Origin of the sequence: Flavobacterium sp. WC2421, assembly GCF_040822115.1 — a bacterium.
Lineage (GTDB): Bacteria > Bacteroidota > Bacteroidia > Flavobacteriales > Flavobacteriaceae > Flavobacterium.
Window position 1 is genome coordinate 2,680,451 of record NZ_CP162004.1, and the last position, 17,598, is coordinate 2,698,048.

A 17,598-nucleotide genomic window follows, 5' to 3' on the forward strand; every position below is an offset into this window, starting at 1 on the left:
ATTGTGTAACGTTTATTTTAATTTAGCTAATGTGGCATTGATTTTATCAAAATCAGTTTCAATTGCTCGGTATAAAACTATTTTTCCTGTTTTGTCAAGGATAATATATCTTGGAATCCAATCTAAATCAATAGCATTTCCAAAAACACCTTTCATTTGATCATTAGCCATATAATGATCCCCTTTAAGTTCGTGTTTTTCAATTCCTGCGATCCATTTATCAGCTGTTTTGTCCATTGAAATGAATATGTAGGCTACATCAGGATTTTTGGCTTGTAATTCTTTTATTTTTGGCATTGCTTTTACACAGTCACCACACCAGGAAGCCCAAATTTCAATAACTACCGTTTTTCCTTCCGCTTTTTTGATTATATCTTGAAAAGCTACTTGGTTTCCTTCTGGAGTTAATAATGTTTCAGATAATGCTTCTTTTGTAAATTCCGTTTTTTGTGCATTTGAACATGAAAATGTAGCGAATGCAACGAATAGAGCCAGTATTTTTTTCATTAAATAAAAATTTTAGTAAAGTTAAACAAACAATTGGAAAGTAATATATAGAATATCATTTTTTGAAAATAGAATTTGAAATTACAAAAACAATATCGATATAGTTAGTAAAAATAACAAAATAGACACAAAACGATTGAAAAAAGCCACGATGATTTGAGTTCATACGTGGCTTATTCGTTTTTTTTTCAGAATTAGTTACGGAACAAAAATTTTATAAATTCCTGTATTTTGATTGAATTCAAAATCAGAATTCTTTATGGCAACTTCATTAAATTCGGTGTAACTACAACCATCACTTATTCTGGATGCATCTACATATAAACTAAAAAGTGCTTTTTCTTGTATTGTAATAGAATAATTTATTTTTTCTGTTTTCCAACCAATAGTATGGATACTGATGATGTTTTGTCCGTTTTCCGCAATAAATGTAAAAGGCACTTTGCTATTGTTTGATAAGTCAATTATTGTAATTTGATTGGATTGATACGTTCCATTTGTGAATAGATTTTCTCCTGAAGTTTTATTTACAATTTCAAAATTAAAACCACTTGGTGGAGTGAAACATAATTTTCGATTTGATTCTAATTGATTGGTACATCCTACAAATACAACTATTAAGACTAGCAATAAAATTTTAAATAAATTTTGCATAAATTATTTTTTTTAAAGAATCAAATTAATAGCAATTTGTAAAACCTATATTATTACAACTTTAAATCTTTAATATCATTATAATGCACTTTTTGTTTGATAGTTCCTTTTTCAAGAATTACAATACTAGGATTTGCTCTTTCAATTGTTTTTAAGGCTATTGCGTCACATGTATAAAAGTCAAATTGAAGTCCGTATTTTTTCTTTGCTTTAGCAATTTCTTCTAAAGAGGAGTTCGTCATCCCTATTACTTTATATCCTTTAGCAGTAGCTTCTTGATTTAACTTTTCTAGTTTTACCATACCACCTTCTTCAGCTGTAATTAAATCATAAGTAACAATCATCAATAATTTAGGTTCTTGTAACAATTCTTCTTTATAGTCTGAATCGTCTTTCATCATCGTAAAATCATGAATAGGAGGAACGTAACCTTCAGTGATAACTTTGTCTTTTCTATCAACAAATTCAGCTCCTTCAGGCAGATTCATCAAATCATTTTCTGAGAATTCTTTGTCAACACCATTCACTTTGTATATAAAAGTCATTTCCACAACGGATTTTGGAGCGCCTTCTGGAATTTCCATTCCTTTTTCAATATTGTTTCCTACTTTATAAGGTCGGAAATCAATAATAGGCAAGTGATTTAGTACCCAAACCGCCATCAGCATGCATAAAAGAATACTTGCATAGGCAATAATATTTTGTATGCTATTTTGAAATAAAGGTTTTACTAGTCGTTTGTTGATGAATAAAATTAATATAAAAAACAATAAAACAATATCCTTAGCAAATGATTGCCATGGAGTTAAGTGTAGTGCGTCACCAAAACAACCACAATCCTTCACCACATCATAATAAGCAGAATAGAATGTTAAAAAAGTAAAAAACACAATCATAAGAAGCAAACTCCAAATAGTAAACTTTGATTTATATCCAATGAGTAACATGACACCCAAAACCACTTCTACAATTACTAGAAACAAGGCCAAACCTAAAGCAAATGGCACTAAAAAAGGCATGTTAAATACAGGTTCACTAAAATATTCGGCTAATTTATAAGAGAAACCTACAGGGTCATTTAGTTTTATTAATCCTGAAATAATAAATAGTAATCCTACGAAAATCCTAGAGAATTGAGTAATTAAGTTTTTCATTATTTTCCTTTAAAATTCATTAATATAAGTGCAAAAATCGAATAGTTAATCATATCTTGATAATTGGCATCAATTCCTTCAGATACGATGGTTTTCCCTTTATTATCTTCTATTTGTTTTACTCGAAGTAATTTTTGTAAAATTAAATCGGTCAAAGAACTCACACGCATTTCACGCCAAGCTTCACCGTAGTCATGATTTTTGGCTTCCATTAATTCTTTGGTTAATTTAATTTGGGCATCATATAATTCGGTAGCTTTTTCAACATTCAAATCAGGTTGGTCGACTACGCCCAATTCTAATTGAATTAATGCCATTATCGAATAGTTGATAATTCCTATGAATTCACCGGTTTCATCTTCGTCGACTTTACGGATTTCATTTTCTTGTAAACTTCTAATTCTTTGTGCTTTGATGAAAATTTGATCGGTTAATGATGGCAGTCTTAATATGCGCCAAGCACTTCCATAATCTTTCATTTTATTGATAAATAGTGATCGACAAATTGCGACTATGTTATCATATTCTTGAGAAGTATTCTTCATTATTGATGTATATTTGTCTAAAATTTTCTCAAAAATAGGGATAAAATTTAAAAAAAATTAGCGTTTAAAGTTTAAAGTTGCAGGAATGCATCCGTTTTATTGGTCAAGATCATTAAACTTTAAACTAGAAACTTTAAATAAAGAAGTAATGACAATAAATTGTAAAGGGCAACTGATTGATTTAGCGCATCCAAAAGTGATGGGAATTTTAAATGTAACGCCTAACTCTTTTTTTGACGGAGGAAAGTACAATGATGAAAATGAAATACTTTCTCAGGTTAAGAAAATGCTAAATGAGGGGGCTACTTTTATAGATATTGGTGCCTATTCTAGTAAGCCTAATGCGGAGTTTGTTACTGAAGAAGAGGAAATTGCCCGAATTGTTCCTGTCATTCAATTAATTTTAAAACAGTATCCAGAAACGTTACTTTCTATTGATACTTTTAGAGCTGGAGTTGCAAAGGCTTCTCTAGAAAATGGTGCTGCACTTATTAATGATATTGCCGCAGGCAACCTAGATGAAAAAATGTTTGAAGTTGTAGCAGAGTATAATGTTCCTTACATCATGATGCAAATGAGAGGTACACCTAAAACGATGCAAACCATGACAAGTTATAATGATATTGTCAAAGAAATGCTTTTTTATTTTTCTGAAAAAATTGCCAAAGCTAGAAGTTTTGGAATTAATGATTTAATTATTGATCCAGGTTTTGGTTTTGCTAAAACATTGGAGCAAAATTATGAGGTGATGAAAAAAATGGAATTATTTCAAATGTTAGATTTGCCATTATTGGTAGGAATTTCTAGAAAATCTATGATTTATAAAGTATTAGAAACAACTGCTAATGAAGCTCTAAATGGAACCACTTTTCTAAATACAATTGGACTGACAAAAGGTGCAAATATATTGAGAGTTCATGACGTAAAAGAAGCGGTTGAGTGTGTGAAATTATATGAAAAATTGAATTTTTAAATATGAAATATTTAAGCCTGATTGTTGTGTTTTTATTTCTTTCGTGCGGAAACAAAGAGGATATCTTATTGCCAAAATCGAATGTTACGATCGTAAAGTATGTGCAAGATCATTCACCTATTTATATTTTTTTTAGAACTAAAGATAAAGACACTCTAGCCGAGGTCAATAGAAAAAACAGTATTATCACTACCAATTGGATTCTGAATATAGACAAGCGTTTGCCTTTACGAATCGTGATTCCGGAGGTTATGAAACTACAAGACAAAAAACGCAAAGAAAAAGCACATAAAAATGAAAAAGCCGAAAACTACTATTCCTATGCAGATAGTATAGGTAAAAATATGGCTTTTATTCCTTTTACAAATGTGTATTATAAAATAACGAAGCCTTTGAATGGAGGTTTAATATTGAATTTTAAAAAGCAATCAGATTCTATCTTAATTGATAATCTTATAATGAAAACAAATGAAGTTGTAGATTATATACATAGTATTAATTACGCAGTAAATCCAAAAATTATTTTAGTTTTCGATAAAAACATGAGTTTTGAAGAATATTTACAAATTAAGATTTTGATAAAAGAATTAGACACTTTTAATAAAGAAGTGCCCCAAGAATTCATCTACTAAACTTCAAACTTTAAACAAAGAAAACTTGAAACTAAAAACTACTGATGATGATACGGTTCATTTCTTAAAATCGTAAACCCACGGTACAATTGTTCGATAAAAAACAAACGAACCATTTGATGAGAAAAAGTCATTTGCGAAAGCGAGATTTTACCTTTTGCAGAAGCATAAACGGTATCCGAAAAACCATAAGGTCCTCCAATAACAAAAACTAATGTTTTTACACCAGAATTCATTTTCTTTTGCAATTCCTCTGAAAAACCCACACTAGAGAAGTTTTTTCCATTTTCATCCAATAAAATAAGTTGGTCTGTTGGTGCAATTTTGGACAAAATTAATTCCCCTTCTTTTTCTTTCTGTTGGCTTTCCGATAAATTTTTTACATTCTTGATATCCGGAATAATATCTAAATCAAACTTGATGTAAAAAGACAAACGTTTCGTGTAATCGTCAATTAAAGATTGTAATGCTTTGTTATCGGTTTTGCCAATGGCGATGAGTTTGATGTTCATTTTTGATTTTTTACAGGATTACAAAAGTAATCAATCAAGATTTTTGAGTTAAGCTAGTTTTATTTTTTCTAAAATGATTTCATAATGTTCCACTATAGGGAAAGGATCATAATAATGATGTAGTAGCTTTTTCCATTCTAAATATTGTTCAGATTGTCTAAAAGCAATAGTATGGTCTTCTAGTTTCTCCCAATCTACCAGTAGTAAATATTTATTTTCTTGTTCGATACATTTTCTTAAACTGTGTCCAAGATAGCCATCTATTGCGCTAATGTATTGACCTGCAATTTTGAAATCATGTTCAAATTGTTTTTCTTCTCCTTTTTTTACATAAAGAATTGCCGTTTCTAAAATCATATTTTATTTAATTAGAAGGAAAATTAGCTTCAAAGGTTTTAAATCGTAAATCTAAATCTGATATTAATTGTTTTTTTAATTGCTCGTCTTTTATAAAACTATAATAGATACTGTTATATACATATTGTTTGATATTGACATACGAAACTTGCTTGTAACGTTTGGCAAGTAACACATATTGTTCCGTCATGTTTGTTCGAAGAATACCAGCATCGTCAGTACTGATTACAATTGGAACTCCAAATTCTTTATACAATGTTATAGGATGGCGACTGTCTTTTACTTTTAAAATAAATTCATTGCTCACTAAGTTAATTTCGATCGCAATGTTATTTTTAGCCATATATCGTAAAAGTTCATATGATTTTTCTTCATAGGCCATATCTACACCATGACCTATGCGGTAGGCTCCCGCTGTATATACAGCATCTCGAATATGCCAAGTTAAATCTTCAGGTTGAACTAATCCTAAGGTAAGTTCACCTGCATGCATGGAGTATTTTACTGTTGGGAATTGAGAATGACAATACTTAAACATCACCATGTGCAACCAATAATCTTTCATTGCTGTTTCGCCATCTTCAGGTGAAACGATATTTACACCTGCCATTAGCGAACTCGTATCAGCTGAAATGAAAGCAACTACTAAATTTTTAAAAAGGTCAACGGGTTCCATAAAGCGCAATACAAAGTTTTGGTAACGCATGGTGAAACGATCATCGTCAATTTTAAGATCATTATGCAATTTAGCGACAAAATTGGTGTTGAAATCTTCGGCATAAACGGCAGCGTCCCTTTGTAATAAAGTTCCATAAATGGAATCGAGTAGTTGGGTAACTCCAGCTTCATCTCTATTTATAGCCAGTGCTCTTAATTTAGCATTAAAATCAGTTAGATCGTCCGTGTTTATATTGGAAGGAATAGTTGAAAGTTGGGTTTCAATATAACTTACATTTTCAGTAATAGCTCTATTTTTTAGTTCTAATAATCCTTGTCCAAAATTACCTACTATTGCGGGACTAAATTTACCGAAAGATTCAAAAAATAATTTATCAGAAGGGTAGTCAACATGATTGTAGTCCTTCACGGACCATTTTTCCATTATTTTTTGTTTGTAGCTATTCAATTCTCCGCGACTTTTTAGTGTAGAAAAAAGTTCCCAGTTTCCAGTTGTAGGCTTTTCTTTTAGAACTTGCATAGTTGCTGTATTTAAGTAAAAATCAGCTGATATGGCATCTTCTAATAAGGGTTCGGCATAAATTGAGCCACTATAATGGTGATGTAAATCCCCACCTTTTGGCATCTGAGAAAAGAAAGCGGTCAATGCGGCTTCATTGTTTCTAATTTTTTCGAAGTATTGATTTACTGAAGATTGTGAATATCCAATATTAAGTATAACTGAAAAAATTAATGTATATAATAACTTCATAGCGTTTTTTTAAGATATAACCTTGATTTATATATTAACAAACTAGAAACTCATTGTTTTTAGTTTACTTTTTTTGTTCAAAATTGAGACAAATATAAGTTATAAATAGAATAAAAAAAACCGCTGATAAATACATGTTAGCAGTACATTTTGTTTTATTAAAAGAATAAAACAAAATGTTTCTAGCTATTTTAAAGTTTAAAAATTTAAAATGAAACGTTAAATAGTGTTGTCATTTTTAAAATTCACATTAAAAGGGGGTGTTTTATAATTTTTATCCAAATAGTTTTCTGGAATTGTGGTTTTATTCCCGTCTCTTGCTGCACGATAATGTGGAGACATAATTTCAATGTTTCTTTCATTGCAAACATCTTGAATGTTTTGGTGCAAATTAGAATAGATAACTGCTTGTTTATTAGGTTCTTTTATGTATGCATTGATTTCATACGAGACATAAAAATCATCTAAACTAGTTTGTAATACAAAAGGTTTTGGTTCTTGTAATACAAACTCTGTTTTAGAGGCAGCATCTATTAAAGCTTGATGCATCTCTTTCCAGAGTACATCATAACCGATGGTAACAGTCGAGTGGATAATCAATCCTTTTTCAGGAGCATCACTACTGTAATTTATAGTATGACTACTCATTACAGTTGAGTTTGGAATAGAAATAATTTCATTTTTTATGGTTCTAATTCGGGTTACCAACAATGATTTTTCGATAATATCCCCCACGACTTCGCCAATTTTAACTCGGTCTCCAATTTTAAATAATCGCATATAAGTAAGGATTAAACCAGCAATGATATTCGAAAGCGATCCTGCTGAACCAAAAGTAAATAAGAAACCTAGAAAAACGGAAACCCCTTGAAAAACGGGAGAATCACTACCAGGCAAGTACGGGAAAATTACCACTACCATAAAAGCAAAAACGATTACTCGTACAATTTGATACGTAGGGTTTGCCCAATCGGCATAAAAACCAGGTAGTTCTAAATTTCCTTTTTCGATTTCATTTTTTAGAAAATGAATTCCTTTTAAAACATATCTAAATACAAAAATGATAACTAGTATAGTAATTAAATTAGGAAGATAATTCCAAAAACCTAAAGCTATTTTTTTAAGAGGATTTAGTATATAACCAAAAAGAGTAGCTGCGAAATCTTTTGTCCAAGGAAAAATTCCAAAAAGTATAGGTAAAGCAATATAAACTAATAATAAGATGAGAACCCATTTTAAAGTGGTGTTAACGTTCAATAAAGCATTTACTTGCTGTTTAGCATCAAATAGAGTGAAGTTTCGGATCTTAATTCCTTGAATGCGTTTGTTTTCTTCGTGTTCTATTTTTTGTGCAGTCCAGCGAAAAAACCTTCTTAAATTTGATATTAAAAAAAACATTATTACTAAAACTAAAAGTGCCAATCCAATTTCTTTTGCTAAAGTCGACACACTAGTTTCACTTTTATACAGAGCTAAAGCTTTCTTGATAATGTCTTGATATTTTTTTGCCAATTCTAATTTGGTACTGTTATTCCAAATCGCATCATTTTCAGAAACGCTAATAATAATACCTTCTTTATATACTAGATCTATAGTGGTTTCGGCATCAACAATTTTTATTGAGTCACCCTTAAATCTAAATTGATCAGAGAGATTTTTAATTCGAACACTTATGGCATCTGCTCTGTCTTTTGCCGAAAAGCTTCCCAATTTACTATAAATAGTGAATAAGGTATCGTTGAAAAATCCAGTTACTGGGTATCCTTTTGCGGTTAAGCGCAAAGAATCAATTTGAGCTTTTTTTTCGGCAAGCCTTTTATATTCTTTCGTATTTAATACTTCTAATTCTTTTTGTAGCGCTTCTTTTTTTAAATTATCGGTTGTTTTTAATGATAAAAGCTGTGTCTCTAATTCTGATTTTTTAATGGAATCACTGACACGCTGTCCTTCAATTATTGCCAGTTTTTCATTGAAATTTTTAATTATGGAAGTGTTTAACGAATCATTCTTTTTATTGATACTATCTTGTTGTGCTACTGTTTTTTGAGTAAAAAGAACCACAAAAAAACTTAGAATAAGAGTTTTTACGGTGATGGATAGTGCTATTTTTTTTTTAGATCGAAACATAAAATAATTTGATTGGAAAGTTATGACTTTTATACAAATAAACAGTTTTCTTTTAAAAGTAGTATATCAGCTTCAAGTTTCATTTCCATTTTTGCTCTTTCAAATGCTTGTTTAGAATTATAAAAACTAGATTTTTGAATCGCTGTATTGCTATTTTTAGAAAGAATTTGAAAACATTTTTGGAGTCTGATCATTACTTCAATGTTTGATGCACCATCGCGGGCTATAGGTCTAAACGCATCTTCAAATAAATCGGATAGTTCTAATTGAGGAACAGCAATACGATCAAAAAGGTCTTCTTTAACTGGAATTGTTTCTTTAACGGAATTCCATAAGGAGAACAGTCTAATGTGGCTACTTATGATTTGAATTGCCGTTCCTGGATCATTGACAGCAGGTGAAAGAGCTCGACTAGCAATCTCAGTTAAGGTGATTAAACCAAAACGGGGGTCTTGGTCAAAATAACGCATATTACCAACCGTAAATGCATTTTTTATAGTATTGTAGTCTATTTTTTCCTCTTTGTTTTTTAAAGCAATAAATAACAAGGGCTGATCTATGGAAACGAGTTTTCCAGGGATCGCATTTATAGTAAAAACGGCGTCCATCTTTTTGGCTATTTTTTGCAATTCAGACATGTTAATTTGTTGAATGTAGCCTGTTAGATCGCTATACAAGGCTTCCCCTTTATTTTTTGAAGGATGGACTGCAATTCCGTTTAGAGTAGGTGATTCTAAGCGATTTTGAATGGCATTTGTAGTTGCGTCTTCAACTAATTGAATTGTATGTCCCATTCTGCCCAATTTAGATATTCGCTCTACCCATCGTAAGAAAGTTAGAATTACTAAACTAAAAAATAAGAGTGTAAAAATAAATAGTGTGAAATAACCTGCTCTGCCGTAATAACCATTTTTAAGCGCTACTAGAGCAACAATGCTAAATATAAAAGAGCCAATAAAAACAGATAATGCATTCTGAGAAACATCATCTGCGATAATTAATTTAAAAGAGCGGGGTGTAGCAGTATTGCTTGCTGCAGCAAATGCGGATATCATTGATCCTACAGTAAAAATGGCAATCACAAGCATGCTTGCTGAAATTATATTGAGTAACTCAGATAGTGATTCGGTTTTAATATCCGGAACAATTTCATGTAGTCTTGTACTATCGGCAATTTGAGCAATTAAAGCAGCTAAAATCGAAACAAAACAAAAAATTGAGGGTCTGAACCATAATTTTTCTTTTATACGTTGCATGACAAAGAGTACGTTTTCTTTCATAAATATAGCTTTGGGACTAAATTAACACCTTTTTATTTAAATAGCTAAAAATTGTTACGCGTTGTATTTACTTAAAACGCCTAATCCTTTTGTAGTTTTGAGTATTAGTGTGACTTTCAAGCTTTACTGACACCAATTTTTTAATTAACAAGTTTACTGTAATCGTACCTAGCATTTATGAGATCTATTTCATCTTTGATAGAAATTAGAAGAGTACTAACTTATTAAAAAGAAATGGAGCGCGTAGGTTATTCAAGTTTCATTTTCAATAGTCTAAAGTTTCATTTTAAAGAAAAATAGTCTAATGTAAATTCAAACATTATTTTCAGGTTTAATGAATGTAAATCCTACTGCCACCACGTTGCTCTATTAAAGTACTTATTTTTAATGATTTATTAAAATGATAGTACAGAAGTTGTAATTTATTAGAAAAGGGTTTTATAACAAGTTTTTCAATCCACAAAAAAACTACTACATTAGCAGTAAATATAATTTTTTGAAAAATGATTAGTGAAACACAATTTCAAGACGAGTTACAAATACTAATATCTAATGCTATCCGCGAAGATGTAGGGGATGGTGACCATAGTTCATTGGCTTGTATTCCAGTAGAAGCACATGGTAATGCAAAACTTTTAGTTAAAGACAATGGAATCATAGCAGGAGTTGCATTTGCGAAAATGATTTTTAATTATGTTGATCCAAACATGAAAGTTGAAACTTTTATTGAAGATGGTACTCCTGTCAAATATGGAGACATAGTTTTTCATGTTTCAGGAAGTTCACAATCTATTTTAAAGGCAGAACGAATGGTATTAAATTCGATGCAAAGAATGTCAGCTATTGCTACTAAGACAAATAGTTACGTAAAATTGTTAGATGGAACCAATACAAAAATACTAGACACTCGTAAAACAACACCTGGTTTTCGGGTAGCCGAAAAATGGGCTGTAAAAATAGGAGGTGGAGAGAATCATCGTTTTGCTCTGTATGATATGATTATGCTTAAGGACAATCATATTGATTTTGCAGGTGGAATTACTTTAGCAATAGCTAAAACAAAAGAGTATCTTAAGAAAGAGAACCGTGATTTGAAAATTATAGTGGAGGCCAGAAATATAGAGGAAGTAAAAGAAATATTGGACTGTAAAGGGGTGTATAGAATTCTACTAGATAACTTTGATTATGAAACAACTAGAAAAGCGGTAACTTTGATAGGAGATTCCTGTCTAACAGAATCCTCGGGAAATATTAATGAAGATACGATTCGTAGTTATGCACAATGTGGTGTTGATTATATTTCATCAGGAGCATTAACTCATTCTATTTATAACATGGATTTAAGTTTAAAAGCGATTTAAATAGAATTGCAACTAATAAAAGAACTTAATTTTAAAGTGATTTATATTTAATGTCAGCAGAAATAGAAGAAAGTATTCAAAGAATACCAGTACTTAGGGATTTAGCCAGCTATCTAAAAAAGGTAAAATTACCTTGGCTAGAAGGATTGACGCTTTATGACTTATTAGAGCTGTATGGAATTGGTATTGCCGAAGGAGCTTTGTCTAATCGTGCAGGTTCTATTGCGTTTAGTTTTTTTATGGCCTTATTTCCTTTTACATTATTTATTTTAAATCTTATTCCTTATATTCCTATTGAAGGATTTCAAGAAGATTTTTTGAAATTTGTTTCTGAAGGAGTTCCTCCAAATACCTATTATGCAATTGCGAATATTATTGATGATATTCTTCACAACAGTCATTCAGGATTGCTGTCATGGGGTTTTTTATTATCTATTTTATTGATGGCAAATGGATTGAATGCAATTTTAGGAGGTTTTGAAAATTCTCGTCATGTATTAGTGAAAAGAGGTTTTTTTCAACAGTATTTTGTAGCAGTGGGTATGTCAGTATTACTGTCCATTTTATTGATTCTTACTGTTGCAATAATTGTTGTTTTTGAGTTTTTTATTCAAAAACTGAACGCACATCAAGTTTTAAATGATCAGATTCCATTGATAGTTATGGGTAGATATGGCTTTTTAATTCTAATGATTTTAATTACAACTTCTATCTTGTTTAAGTTTGGAACAAAACACGATAAAACAAGGGCGTTTATATCAATAGGCTCCGTTTTTACCACTATATTAACGATAATTATTTCTTATTTTTTCGGAATTTGGGTAATACGGTTTTCACAATACAACCAGCTTTATGGATCAATAGGAACCTTGTTAATTGTAATGTTTTATATTTGGATTAACTGTATGATATTATTACTAGGTTTCGAATTGAATGCAGCAATAAGTAAATTAAAAAAGAAAAATGAAATTAATAAAACAGCATAAATAATTTAGCTAATTTTATAGTACGGGTAATTAAAGATATGTTTGTATATTGCTTTATATCTGTTGTTTATAGGTTAATTACCATTCATTTTATTAAAAAATAAAATCATGAAAAATACAATTACAATTATAGCACTGTTTATCACTACAGTTTTTTATGCTCAAAATCATAGTGTTACGGGTAAATGGAAAACGATAGATGATGAAACGGGTGAAGCCAAATCAATTATAGAAATTTACGAAAAATCAGGAAAGGTTTATGGTAAAGTAATCGATATTCTAGATAAAGAACATAGAAAAGATCTTTGCCATGACTGCGGTGGAGAGGATGCTAATAAACCGATTATCGGCATGACTATCTTAAAAGGACTGTTGAAAGATGGTAATGAATATAATTCGGGGAAAATTATGGACCCAAAAAACGGAAAAGTTTATAAATGTTATATTGTTTTAGAGAGTAATGATAAACTTAAAATTCGAGGTTACATTGGATTTGCATTATTAGGAAGAACACAATACTGGTATAGAGTTAAGTAGTTTTTCTTTTTTTTAATCATACAACATCTTTATTGAATGCTTTTTTTTGTCGAAGTTATTTTACCGCTTTCTCTTGCTAAAACCTTTACGTATTGCGTTTCGGAATCAGAGTATCATTATATCAAAAAAGGAATGCGTGTCGCTGTTCCTTTTGGTAAAAACAAAATATATACCGCTCTGATTATTGATAAACATCAAGAGAAGCCAACTCTTTATGAGGCGAAAGAAATACATCAAATCCTTGATGAAAACCCTATAGTTACTGAAATACAAATTGCGCATTGGCAATGGATTGCTGCTTATTATATGTGCGCTATTGGTGATGTATATCGTGGTGCTATGCCTAGCGCTCTATTATTAGAAAGCGAAACCGTAATTTCCCAAAGAACAACTGATTTTATTGATGAAAGTTTGCTTTCTGATGAGGAGTACTTAATTTTCCAAGCATTACAATTGCAATCGTCGCTTAAAATAAATGATATTGTAGCCATTTTAAATAAGAAGAATATCTTTCCTGTTATCCAAAAATTAATTGACAATGGAGTTATCGTACTTCAAGAAGAAATGCTGGAAAACTATAAGCCAAAATTAGTTCGATATATTCGGTTGAAATCCAAATATGAATCTAATAATGGGCTAGGGGAACTGTTAGAAAAGCTTAAAAATGCAAATAAACAAAAACAAATTGTCCTCACTTATTTTCAATTACTTGCAACTGAAAAGACACCAAGCAATGCTGAAGGGAGCGTAGCTAAACCTATTACGGTGAAGAAATTAGTAGATGCTTCCAATTCTACTTCTGCAATTATAAAAGCATTGATTGACAAAGAAATATTTGAAGATTATTATTTGCAAGAAGACAGAGTGAGTTTTTTAGGGAATGGTAAGGAGGATCAGTTGCAATTGAGCGAAATTCAACAAAAAGGTTTTGATGAAATTACAGCATCTTTTAATAAAAAAGAGGTGTGTCTTTTGCATGGTGTAACTTCAAGTGGTAAAACAGAAATTTATATAAAATTGATTGAAGAGTATCTTCTTTCAGGAAAACAAGTTTTGTATTTGTTACCAGAGATCGCGCTTACCACACAATTAGTAAGTAGACTGAGTGCTCATTTTGGAAATAAAGTGGCTGTTTTTCATTCGAAATATAATAATAACGAACGTATTGAGGTTTGGAATCAAGTATTGCAAAATTCAGAAAAAGCACAGATAGTGATAGGAGCGAGATCGGCATTATTCTTGCCTTTTCTTAATTTAGGGTTCATCATTGTAGATGAAGAACATGAGCAAACTTTTAAGCAAATGGATCCTGCTCCTAGGTATCATGCGCGTGATGCTGCAATTGTTTTAGCCAATTTTCATAAAGCTAAAGTTTTGTTGGGTTCAGCAACACCAAGTATCGAAACCTATTTTAATGCGAAGTCAGAAAAGTATGGATTAGTTGAAATCACAAAACGATATGGGAATGTCATGATGCCTGATATTGAACTGGTTGATTTAAAAGATAAATATTTTAGAAAACGAATGAATGGACATTTTAGCGATGTCTTAATTGAAAGTATAACTAATGCCGTATCGATTGGGGAGCAGGTAATATTGTTTCAAAATAGAAGAGGATATTCCCCTTTATTAGAATGTTTGACTTGCGGCCATGTGCCACAATGCCAGCAATGTGATGTGAGTTTAACGTATCACAAGCATAAAAATCAATTGCGTTGTCACTATTGTGGGTATTCTATCGCAAAACCTACACATTGTCATAGTTGTTCTAGTGTTCATTTGACCACTAAAGGTTTTGGAACAGAGCAAATTCAGCAAGAATTGACGATTTTATTTCCCGATTATAAAATCGGGAGAATGGATCAGGATACTACGAGAGGAAAATTTGGTTTCGAAAAAATTATTGATAGTTTTAAAAATAGGGAAGTAGATATTTTGGTAGGGACACAAATGTTGGCCAAAGGATTGGACTTTGACAATGTGAGTTTAGTTGGAATCATGAACGCAGATAATATGTTGTATCATCCAGATTTTAGAGCCTTTGAAAGAAGTTTTCAAATGATGATGCAGGTTTCAGGGAGATCAGGACGATCTGGTAAGCAAGGAAAAGTAATTATTCAAACTTATAATCCGGATCATAATACCATACAGCAAGTTACTAAGAATGATTATATAGGGATGTATAATGAGCAATTGTATGATAGGCAAATTTATAAATATCCACCTTATTTTAGAATTATAAAAGTCACCTTAAAACATCGTGATTTTGATAAATTAAAAGAAGGTGCAATGTGGTTGTATCAAGTTATAAGTCAAAATTTGAATGTACCTGTACTTGGACCAGAAGAGCCAGCAATAAACAGAATTAGGAATGAGTATATCAGAACTATAATTATTAAAATTCCACAAAACTCGTCTATAGTAAACACAAAAAAAACTATTCAAAAGATGTTGAATAGTTTTGATGCAGTTGCTCAATACAGAGCTATAAAAGTTATGATAAATGTAGATTTTTATTAAAAGTAGTTTTTATGCAAATGATAAGGCTTTTACTAGATCTTCTTTTTTGTTTCTACTCAAAGGTATTTTAGTAACGCCAATTTCAGCAAACTTACTATTGAAACGTTCTACCTTATCAATATTAATAATATATGACTTATGAACTCTTACAAATTTCTTTTTAGAAAGATCATTCTCAAAAGATTTCATTGTAGAAAGAACTAAATTACTATCATCTTCAGTAACGACTCTTACATAATCACCAAAAGCTTCAATCCATTTTATTTTAGCAGTGAAAACTTTTAGTTTTTTTAAATTACTTTTAATGAATATGTGTTCTCCTTCTTCTTCTTTAATATCCTTTTTATATAGATGCACATCTACAGCTCTTTTAACAGAAGCGTTGAAACGATCTATTGCAATAGGTTTTTGAAGATAGTCGGTAGCATCATAATCAAAAGCTTTCATAGCGTATTCCGCTTTGGAAGTAATGAAAATGATTTGTGGTTTAATTTTTAATCCATCCAAAAAATCAAAACCACTTATAACAGGCATTTCAATATCAAGAAATATTAGGTCTACATTATGTATAGACATACAACTTCTTGCCTCAATAGCATTAGAAAAGTCTCCTATTAAGTGTAAGTTTGGATGATTATTGACTAACTTTGCGATGATCATTCTTTGTATAGAACTATCATCGACAACGACACAGTTTAGTTTCATAATTTCATAATTTAAGATTTGGAATAGTAAATATAATTTAAAATTTTAAAATATTTATACTTTATCTTGTTTTTTTTACCTTTTAACGATTAAATAGAAAAAACATTAGGTTATTCAGAAATAAAGACTACTTTTGCACCCAAAATAACAAATAAATATATATTTATGAATCATTATGAAACTGTTTTCATTTTAAATCCCGTTTTATCTGATGTTCAGGTAAAGGAAACAGTAAGCAAATTTGAAGATTTTCTTACTAGTAGAGGAGCAGAAATGGTATCTAAAGAAGACTGGGGTCTTAAAAAGATGGCTTACGAAATCCAAAACAAGAAAAGTGGTTTTTACCATTTGTTCGAATTTAAAGTATCAGGTGAAGTTCTTATTGCTTTTGAAACTGAATTTAGACGTGACGAAAGAGTTATGCGTTTCTTAACTGTAAGTCTTGACAAACATGCTATCTCTTGGGCTGAAAGAAGAAGAGCAAAACTTAAATCTCAAAAAGCTTAATTATCATGGCAACATTACAACAATCTGCTTCAGGAAAAAAAGACGGGGATATCAGATATCTTACACCTTTAAACATAGAAACTAACAAACAAAAGAAATACTGTCGTTTCAAAAAATCAGGTATTAAATATATCGATTATAAAGATGCTGATTTCTTATTGAAATTCGTAAACGAACAAGGAAAAATTCTTCCTCGTCGTTTAACAGGAACTTCATTAAAATACCAAAGAAAAGTGTCAGTTGCTGTTAAAAGAGCACGTCACTTAGCTTTAATGCCATACGTGGCTGATTTACTTAAATAATATTAAAAATAAAGTTTGTTGTCCCGATAACTATCGGGACTAACTTCTATAATAAAGGACAACAACATGGAATTGATTTTAAAACAAGACGTTCAAAATTTAGGTTTTAAAGATGATGTGGTAACGGTAAAAAATGGTTACGGTCGTAACTTTTTAATTCCTCAAGGTCACGCACAATTAGCAACTGCTTCTGCAAAGAAAGTATTGGCTGAAAACCTAAAACAAAGAGCACATAAAGAAGCTAAAGTAGTAGCAGATGCAAATGCATTAGCTGAAACTATTAAAGCTATCGAAATTAAAATTACTGCTAAAGCAGGTGGAGAAAAATTATTTGGTTCAATCACGAATATTGACATCGCTGAAGCTTTATCAAAAGGTGGTCAAGTAATTGACAGAAAATTCATCACTAGCGGTATCGTTAAACGTACTGGTAAATACACTGCAAGTGTTCGTTTACATAGAGATGTAATTGTTGAATTACCTTATGAAATTATCGCAGAATAATAACAG

The 17,598-nt window shown here is 30.8% G+C and carries 19 protein-coding genes; 9 read left to right on the plus strand and 10 right to left on the minus strand.

Going from position 1 to position 17,598, the window contains the following annotated elements; all coding sequences use genetic code 11:
* Nucleotides 1-12 precede the first annotated feature (12 nt).
* From AB3G33_RS11440 to AB3G33_RS11455, 4 genes are all read right to left on the minus strand, one after another.
* Nucleotides 13-507: a TlpA family protein disulfide reductase gene (locus AB3G33_RS11440; protein ID WP_367769544.1), complete on the minus strand. Its 495-nt coding sequence runs from the start codon at nucleotides 505-507 to the stop codon at nucleotides 13-15.
* Between the two features lie 198 nt (nucleotides 508-705).
* Nucleotides 706-1,161, minus strand: a complete 456-nt coding sequence (locus AB3G33_RS11445) for a hypothetical protein (protein ID WP_367769547.1) — start codon at nucleotides 1,159-1,161, stop codon at nucleotides 706-708.
* Nucleotides 1,162-1,214: 53 nt separating this feature from the next.
* Entirely contained in the window at nucleotides 1,215-2,315 is a 1,101-nt protein-coding gene (locus tag AB3G33_RS11450; RefSeq protein WP_367769550.1) for a BT_3928 family protein, read from the minus strand.
* The gene (locus AB3G33_RS11455) at nucleotides 2,315-2,860 is read right to left on the minus strand and encodes a DUF1599 domain-containing protein (protein WP_367752779.1); all 546 of its coding nucleotides are present in this window, start codon (nucleotides 2,858-2,860) and stop codon (nucleotides 2,315-2,317) included. The genes AB3G33_RS11450 and AB3G33_RS11455 overlap by 1 nt, the downstream gene beginning before the upstream one ends.
* A 148-nt stretch (nucleotides 2,861-3,008) precedes the next feature.
* Between AB3G33_RS11455 and folP the strand changes: the two genes are divergently transcribed.
* The gene (folP, locus tag AB3G33_RS11460; RefSeq protein ID WP_367769553.1) at nucleotides 3,009-3,833 is read left to right on the plus strand and encodes a dihydropteroate synthase; all 825 of its coding nucleotides are present in this window, start codon (nucleotides 3,009-3,011) and stop codon (nucleotides 3,831-3,833) included.
* A 2-nt stretch (nucleotides 3,834-3,835) separates the two neighbouring features.
* A complete protein-coding gene (locus AB3G33_RS11465) occupies nucleotides 3,836-4,465 on the plus strand; it encodes a hypothetical protein (protein WP_367769555.1) in 630 nt (209 codons plus the stop codon).
* Between the two features lie 38 nt (nucleotides 4,466-4,503).
* Here the strand turns inward: AB3G33_RS11465 and rlmH are convergent, their stop codons facing one another.
* From rlmH to AB3G33_RS11490, 5 genes are all read right to left on the minus strand, one after another.
* Complete coding sequence (gene rlmH, locus AB3G33_RS11470; RefSeq protein ID WP_367769557.1) at nucleotides 4,504-4,977, minus strand: 23S rRNA (pseudouridine(1915)-N(3))-methyltransferase RlmH; 474 nt, start codon at nucleotides 4,975-4,977, stop codon at nucleotides 4,504-4,506.
* A gap of 48 nt (nucleotides 4,978-5,025) precedes the next feature.
* Entirely contained in the window at nucleotides 5,026-5,334 is a 309-nt protein-coding gene (locus AB3G33_RS11475) for an antibiotic biosynthesis monooxygenase (RefSeq protein ID WP_367769560.1), read from the minus strand.
* A 7-nt stretch (nucleotides 5,335-5,341) separates the two neighbouring features.
* Nucleotides 5,342-6,763, minus strand: coding sequence for an adenosine deaminase (locus tag AB3G33_RS11480; protein WP_367769563.1), 1,422 nt, complete (start codon nucleotides 6,761-6,763; stop codon nucleotides 5,342-5,344).
* A 219-nt stretch (nucleotides 6,764-6,982) separates the two neighbouring features.
* On the minus strand, nucleotides 6,983-8,890 hold the full coding sequence (locus AB3G33_RS11485; RefSeq protein ID WP_367769565.1) for a mechanosensitive ion channel family protein: 1,908 nt from the start codon (nucleotides 8,888-8,890) through the stop codon (nucleotides 6,983-6,985).
* A gap of 29 nt (nucleotides 8,891-8,919) precedes the next feature.
* A complete protein-coding gene (locus AB3G33_RS11490) occupies nucleotides 8,920-10,170 on the minus strand; it encodes a DUF2254 domain-containing protein (protein WP_367769567.1) in 1,251 nt (416 codons plus the stop codon).
* A 503-nt stretch (nucleotides 10,171-10,673) separates the two neighbouring features.
* On the opposite strand from AB3G33_RS11490, the gene nadC reads away from it, so the two are divergent.
* From nadC to priA, 4 genes are all read left to right on the plus strand, one after another.
* A complete protein-coding gene (nadC, locus tag AB3G33_RS11495) occupies nucleotides 10,674-11,531 on the plus strand; it encodes a carboxylating nicotinate-nucleotide diphosphorylase (RefSeq protein ID WP_367769570.1) in 858 nt (285 codons plus the stop codon).
* 50 nt (nucleotides 11,532-11,581) lie between these two features.
* The gene (locus tag AB3G33_RS11500) at nucleotides 11,582-12,517 is read left to right on the plus strand and encodes a YihY/virulence factor BrkB family protein (RefSeq protein ID WP_367752797.1); all 936 of its coding nucleotides are present in this window, start codon (nucleotides 11,582-11,584) and stop codon (nucleotides 12,515-12,517) included.
* 108 nt (nucleotides 12,518-12,625) lie between these two features.
* Entirely contained in the window at nucleotides 12,626-13,054 is a 429-nt protein-coding gene (locus tag AB3G33_RS11505; protein ID WP_367769572.1) for a DUF2147 domain-containing protein, read from the plus strand.
* Between the two features lie 36 nt (nucleotides 13,055-13,090).
* A complete protein-coding gene (priA, locus tag AB3G33_RS11510; RefSeq protein ID WP_367769575.1) occupies nucleotides 13,091-15,574 on the plus strand; it encodes a primosomal protein N' in 2,484 nt (827 codons plus the stop codon).
* Nucleotides 15,575-15,583: 9 nt separating this feature from the next.
* Here priA and AB3G33_RS11515 read toward each other — a convergent pair whose 3' ends face one another.
* A complete protein-coding gene (locus AB3G33_RS11515; protein WP_367752803.1) occupies nucleotides 15,584-16,279 on the minus strand; it encodes a LytR/AlgR family response regulator transcription factor in 696 nt (231 codons plus the stop codon).
* A gap of 165 nt (nucleotides 16,280-16,444) precedes the next feature.
* On the opposite strand from AB3G33_RS11515, the gene rpsF reads away from it, so the two are divergent.
* The 3 genes from rpsF (at nucleotide 16,445) to rplI (ending at nucleotide 17,592) form a co-directional block, all read left to right on the plus strand.
* On the plus strand, nucleotides 16,445-16,786 hold the full coding sequence (gene rpsF / locus AB3G33_RS11520; protein WP_072944700.1) for a 30S ribosomal protein S6: 342 nt from the start codon (nucleotides 16,445-16,447) through the stop codon (nucleotides 16,784-16,786).
* A gap of 5 nt (nucleotides 16,787-16,791) precedes the next feature.
* Nucleotides 16,792-17,088, plus strand: coding sequence for a 30S ribosomal protein S18 (gene rpsR, locus AB3G33_RS11525; RefSeq protein ID WP_066077030.1), 297 nt, complete (start codon nucleotides 16,792-16,794; stop codon nucleotides 17,086-17,088).
* 66 nt (nucleotides 17,089-17,154) lie between these two features.
* Nucleotides 17,155-17,592, plus strand: coding sequence for a 50S ribosomal protein L9 (rplI, locus tag AB3G33_RS11530; RefSeq protein ID WP_367769578.1), 438 nt, complete (start codon nucleotides 17,155-17,157; stop codon nucleotides 17,590-17,592).
* Nucleotides 17,593-17,598 lie beyond the last annotated feature (6 nt).